This window comes from Streptomyces scabichelini (assembly GCF_011045015.1).
GTDB classification, from domain to species: Bacteria; Actinomycetota; Actinomycetes; order Streptomycetales; family Streptomycetaceae; genus Streptomyces; species Streptomyces scabichelini.
Map to the genome: position 1 here is coordinate 1 of NZ_JAAKZY010000397.1, position 4,001 is coordinate 4,001.

Below are 4,001 nucleotides of genomic sequence, written 5' to 3' on the forward strand. Positions count from 1 at the left end.
CCCCCTTGTGGTCGGTGTACAGGTGGTGCATGGCTGTCGTCAGCTCGTGTCGTGAGATGTTGGGTTAAGTCCCGCAACGAGCGCAACCCTTGTCCCGTGTTGCCAGCAACCTCTTCGGAGGGTTGGGGACTCACGGGAGACCGCCGGGGTCAACTCGGAGGAAGGTGGGGACGACGTCAAGTCATCATGCCCCTTATGTCTTGGGCTGCACACGTGCTACAATGGCCGGTACAATGAGCTGCGATGCCGCAAGGTGGAGCGAATCTCAAAAAGCCGGTCTCAGTTCGGATTGGGGTCTGCAACTCGACCCCATGAAGTCGGAGTTGCTAGTAATCGCAGATCAGCATTGCTGCGGTGAATACGTTCCCGGGCCTTGTACACACCGCCCGTCACGTCACGAAAGTCGGTAACACCCGAAGCCCGTGGCCCAACCAGCTTGCTGGGGGGAGCGGTCGAAGGTGGGACTGGCGATTGGGACGAAGTCGTAACAAGGTAGCCGTACCGGAAGGTGCGGCTGGATCACCTCCTTTCTAAGGAGCACCTGGCCGCCAGACCTCGTCTGGTGGTCCAGAGCCATTACGTCGGCGCATGTCCGACGGTGGTCAGCTCATGGGTGGAACGTTGATTATTCGGCACACTCAGCCTGCTCGGGCTGCCAGTACTGCTCCTTCGGGAGCGTGGACCGCAGACCGCGAGGGGCGAGGGTGTCGGGCACGCTGTTGGGTGTCTGAGGGCACGGCCGTGAGGCTGGTGTCTTCGGTGCCGGCCCCGGTGCAGCATCGCGTGAGTGGTGTGTGACGGGTGGTTGGTCGTTGTTTGAGAACTGCACAGTGGACGCGAGCATCTGTGGCCAAGTTTTTAAGGGCGCACGGTGGATGCCTTGGTACCAGGAACCGATGAAGGACGTGGGAGGCCACGATAGTCCCCGGGGAGTCGTCAACCAGGCTTTGATCCGGGGGTTTCCGAATGGGGAAACCCGGCAGTCGTCATGGGCTGTCACCCACTGCTGAACACATAGGCGGTGTGGAGGGAACGCGGGGAAGTGAAACATCTCAGTACCCGCAGGAAGAGAAAACAACCGTGATTCCGGGAGTAGTGGCGAGCGAAACCGGATGAGGCTAAACCGTATACGTGTGAGACCCGGCAGGGGTTGCGTGTACGGGGTTGTGGGATCTCTCTTCTGTCGTCTGCCGGCGGCAGGGCGAGTCAGAAACCGTTGATGTAGGCGAAGGACATGCGAAAGGTCCGGCGTAGAGGGTAAGACCCCCGTAGTCGAAACATCAGCGGCTCGTTTGAGAGACACCCAAGTAGCACGGGGCCCGAGAAATCCCGTGTGAATCTGGCGGGACCACCCGCTAAGCCTAAATATTCCCTGGTGACCGATAGCGGATAGTACCGTGAGGGAATGGTGAAAAGTACCGCGGGAGCGGAGTGAAATAGTACCTGAAACCGTGTGCCTACAAGCCGTGGGAGCGTCGCTGGCAGCACTTGTGCTGTCAGTCGTGACTGCGTGCCTTTTGAAGAATGAGCCTGCGAGTTTGCGGTGTGTTGCGAGGTTAACCCGTGTGGGGGAGCCGTAGCGAAAGCGAGTCCGAACAGGGCGGTATAGTAGCGCGCTCAAGACCCGAAGCGGAGTGATCTAGCCATGGGCAGGTTGAAGCGGCTGTAAGAGGTCGTGGAGGACCGAACCCACCAGGGTTGAAAACCTGGGGGATGACCTGTGGTTAGGGGTGAAAGGCCAATCAAACTCCGTGATAGCTGGTTCTCCCCGAAATGCATTTAGGTGCAGCGTCGTGTGTTTCTTGCCGGAGGTAGAGCACTGGATAGGCGATGGGCCCTACCGGGTTACTGACCTTAGCCAAACTCCGAATGCCGGTAAGTGAGAGCGCGGCAGTGAGACTGTGGGGGATAAGCTCCATGGTCGAGAGGGAAACAGCCCAGAGCATCGACTAAGGCCCCTAAGCGTACGCTAAGTGGGAAAGGATGTGGAGTCGCAGAGACAACCAGGAGGTTGGCTTAGAAGCAGCCACCCTTGAAAGAGTGCGTAATAGCTCACTGGTCAAGTGATTCCGCGCCGACAATGTAGCGGGGCTCAAGCGTACCGCCGAAGTCGTGTCAATCCAGCATGAGGGCCAACGCCCGTTGGGTTGGGTAGGGGAGCGTCGTGTGCCGGGTGAAGCAGCACCGGAAGGTAGTTGTGGACGGTTCACGAGTGAGAATGCAGGCATGAGTAGCGATACACACGTGGGAAACGTGTGCGCCGATTGACTAAGGGTTCCTGGGTCAAGCTGATCTGCCCAGGGTAAGTCGGGACCTAAGGCGAGGCCGACAGGCGTAGTCGATGGAGAACCGGTTGATATTCCGGTACCCGCTGTAAAGCGCCCAGCGCTGAATCCAGTGATGCTAAGCCCGTGAAGCCGTTCCGGACCCTTCGGGGAAAGGAAAGTGGTGGAGCCGGTGACCCGAGCTGGTAGTAGGTGAGTGATGGGGTGACGCAGGAAGGTAGTCCAGCCCGGGCGGTGGTTGTCCCGGGGTAAGGGTGTAGCCCGTCATCCAGGTAAATCCGGATGGCATGTGGGTGAGACCTGATGCCGAGCCGATTGTGGTGAAGTGGATGATCCTATGCTGTCGAGAAAAGCCTCTAGCGAGTTTTATGGCGGCCCGTACCCTAAACCGACTCAGGTGGTCAGGTAGAGAATACCGAGGCGTTCGGGTGAACTATGGTTAAGGAACTCGGCAAAATGCCCCCGTAACTTCGGGAGAAGGGGGGCCATCACCGGTGACGGCATTTACTGTCTGAGCTGGGGGTGGCCGCAGAGACCAGCGAGAAGCGACTGTTTACTAAAAACACAGGTCCGTGCGAAGCCGTAAGGCGAGGTATACGGACTGACGCCTGCCCGGTGCTGGAACGTTAAGGGGACCGGTTAGTGCGCTTTCGGGCGTGCGAGGCTGAGAACTTAAGCGCCAGTAAACGGCGGTGGTAACTATAACCATCCTAAGGTAGCGAAATTCCTTGTCGGGTAAGTTCCGACCTGCACGAATGGCGTAACGACTTCTCGACTGTCTCAACCATAGGCCCGGTGAAATTGCACTACGAGTAAAGATGCTCGTTTCGCGCAGCAGGACGGAAAGACCCCGGGACCTTTACTACAGTTTGATATTGGTGTTCGGTTCGGCTTGTGTAGGATAGCTGGGAGACTGTGAACCCGCCACGCCAGTGGTGGGGGAGTCGTCGTTGAAATACCAGTCTGGTCGTGCTGGATGTCTAACCCGGGTCCGTGATCCGGATCGGGGACAGTGTCTGATGGGTAGTTTAACTGGGGCGGTTGCCTCCTAAAGAGTAACGGAGGCGCCCAAAGGTTCCCTCAGCCTGGTTGGCAATCAGGTGGTGAGTGTAAGTGCACAAGGGAGCTTGACTGTGAGACCGACGGGTCGAGCAGGGACGAAAGTCGGGACTAGTGATCCGGCGGTGGCTTGTGGAAGCGCCGTCGCTCAACGGATAAAAGGTACCCCGGGGATAACAGGCTGATCTTCCCCAAGAGTCCATATCGACGGGATGGTTTGGCACCTCGATGTCGGCTCGTCGCATCCTGGGGCTGGAGTCGGTCCCAAGGGTTGGGCTGTTCGCCCATTAAAGCGGTACGCGAGCTGGGTTTAGAACGTCGTGAGACAGTTCGGTCCCTATCCGCTGTGCGCGTAGGAGTCTTGAGAAGGGCTGTCCCTAGTACGAGAGGACCGGGACGGACGAACCTCTGGTGTGCCAGTTGTCCTGCCAAGGGCATGGCTGGTTGGCTACGTTCGGGAGGGATAACCGCTGAAAGCATCTAAGCGGGAAGCCTGCTTCGAGATGAGGACTCCCACCCCCTTTGAGGGGTTAAGGCCCCCGGTAGACGACCGGGTTGATAGGCCAGATCTGGAAGCCGGGCAACCGGTGGAGGTGACTGGTACTAATAGGCCGAGGGCTTGTCCTCAGCTGCTCGCGTCCACTGTGTTGGTTCTGA

At 58.6% G+C, this 4,001-nt stretch carries 2 rRNA genes; both read left to right on the forward strand.

Annotated features, from left to right (window positions below):
• Positions 1-530: ribosomal RNA gene (locus G5C60_RS49815) — 16S ribosomal RNA — on the forward strand; the annotation flags it as partial.
• Between the two features lie 318 nt (positions 531-848).
• Positions 849-3,971, forward strand: a 23S ribosomal RNA gene (locus tag G5C60_RS49820).
• Positions 3,972-4,001: the final 30 nt, after the last annotated feature.